The organism is Trebonia sp., assembly GCF_049794275.1.
Taxonomy (GTDB): domain Bacteria; phylum Actinomycetota; class Actinomycetes; order Streptosporangiales; family Streptosporangiaceae; genus Trebonia.
Genome location: NZ_JBARCR010000831.1, coordinates 1 through 1,922, shown reverse-complemented (window position 1 = coordinate 1,922; position 1,922 = coordinate 1). Strand labels below are relative to the sequence as shown.

General features: G+C 73.2%; 2 protein-coding genes. Both read left to right on the top strand.

Annotated features, from left to right (window positions below):
* Window positions 1-482, top strand: a 482-nt coding sequence (locus tag WA805_RS21610; protein WP_425243240.1) for an EamA family transporter, incomplete at its 5' end; no start/stop codon positions are given.
* Between the two features lie 225 nt (window positions 483-707).
* A partial coding sequence (locus WA805_RS21605) for a PLP-dependent aminotransferase family protein (RefSeq protein WP_425243239.1) occupies window positions 708-1,922 on the top strand: 1,215 nt, incomplete at its 3' end.

Here is a 1,922-nt window from a genome sequence, read left to right as displayed (position 1 = left end):
CCGGGCTGGTGCTGGCCGGCACGCTGGCGTTCGCCGCCTACACGATCGTGCTCCGCCCGCTCAGCCAGGAGTTCGGCGCCGTGCCCGCCACCGCGGCCTCGACCGCCGTCGGCACGCTCCCCTACCTCGCCTTCGCGGGGATGCTGCCAGGCGCCGGGCTCGGGCATCTCGGCGCCGCGGTCTGGGGGGAGCTCGCGTTCCTCGCGCTCGGCAGCACGGCGGCCGGGATGCTGCTGTGGAACGTCGCGGTCCTTTCCGGCGGGGCCGCCCGGGTCAGCCTGCTGCTTTACCTGGAGCCTGTGGTCAGCGTGCTCGGCGCGGCGGTGTTCCTCGGCGAGCGCGTGACGGCGGTGACGATCGGCGGCGGCGTGCTGATCCTGGGCGGGGTCGCCGTGGCGAGCGGCGTGCCTGCGGGAGGCATCACGCGTACGTTCGGGAAAATCAAGAACATTATCCAGAACGGACTCGCGGCTTTTCGATAACCGCTGGCGGCACCCAGGGCCTGATCGAGACGGCCGTCGCGAGCCGCTAAGCGTTCTCCGGCAGCTGCGGCCCGGCGATCCGCGCCCAGCCGACGCCGTTGAGCACCCGGCCCACGTACGGGTGCTCTGGCTTCCTGGCGCTGGCTCCCGGCATGGCGCAGCCCCCTGCCCGAAACCGTGGCCTATGGCTAGGCTACGGACAATGGCATGGATAGGAAGATCCAATTGACCGCGAATACACAGACCAATAGCGCGGGCGGTGAGTTCCCCGCCGACCTGCTGGTACAACTCGACCGGTCCAGGCCCCGCAGCCTCCGGGTTCAGCTCGAGCGCGGCCTGCGCAAGTCCATCGCTCGCGGATCGCTGCCGCCGGGGACCGCGCTGCCGCCGTCGCGCGTGCTCGCCGCCGAGCTGGACGTGTCACGTTCGCTCGTCGTCGGGGCGTACGAGCAGCTGGTCATCGAGGGATACCTGGAAGCGCGCCAGGGTTCGGGGACGCGGGTCCGGGCGCAGGGACTGCGCGGCGACGGGACCGGTGACGGCTCGGCGGACTATGAGCCCAGTGGCGCGGGGCCCGCGCCGGCCACGCGGGACGGCGGCATCCGGCGCAGCGGGCTGCCCGATCCGGCGCTCTTCCCGCGCAGCGACTGGCTGCGGCACTACCGCGACGTGCTGCGGGACATCCCCGACGACCGGCTGCTGTACCCGCACGCCCGCGGTGAGCCGGAACTGCGCGCCGCGCTCACCGCGTACCTGGGCCGGGTCCGCGGCGTGCGCACCACCCCTGATCAGATCGTGGTCTGCGGCGGCTTCTCGCAAGCCGTGACGCTGCTGTGCCGGGCCCTCGGCCGCCGCGGCGTGACCCGCGTCGCCGTGGAGGACCCCTGCTTCTCGCTGTACCGCCGGATCATCAGGTCGACCGGGCTCGAGCCGGTTCCCGTCCCTGTCGACGGCCAAGGACTGCGCACCGCGCGGCTCGCCGGGCTGGACGTGGGCGCCGTGCTGCTGTCCCCCGCGCACTCCTACCCGAGCGGCGCGGTGCTTTCCGCCGACCGGCGGGTTCAGCTCCTTGAGTGGGCCCGCGCGGCGGACGCGCTGGTGATCGAGGACGACTACGACGCCGAGCTGCGCTACGACCGGCTGCCGGTCGGCGCGCTCCAGGGCCTGGATCCCGACCACGTTATCTACGGCGGCACCGTGAGCAAGGTGCTCAGCCCCGCGCTGCGGCTGGGCTGGATCGCCGCGCCGCCCCGGCTCACCGGCGACATCGCCCGCGCCAAGTTCCTTGAGGACTTCGCCACCGAGGCGCTCGGCCAGCTCACCCTCGCCCGGTTCATCGAGAGCGGCGCCTTCGCCCGCCACCTGCGCCGGGTCCGCCCGGTCTACCGGGCACGCCGCGACAGCCTGCTCGCCGCGCTGCGCACCCACATGCCGTTGGTG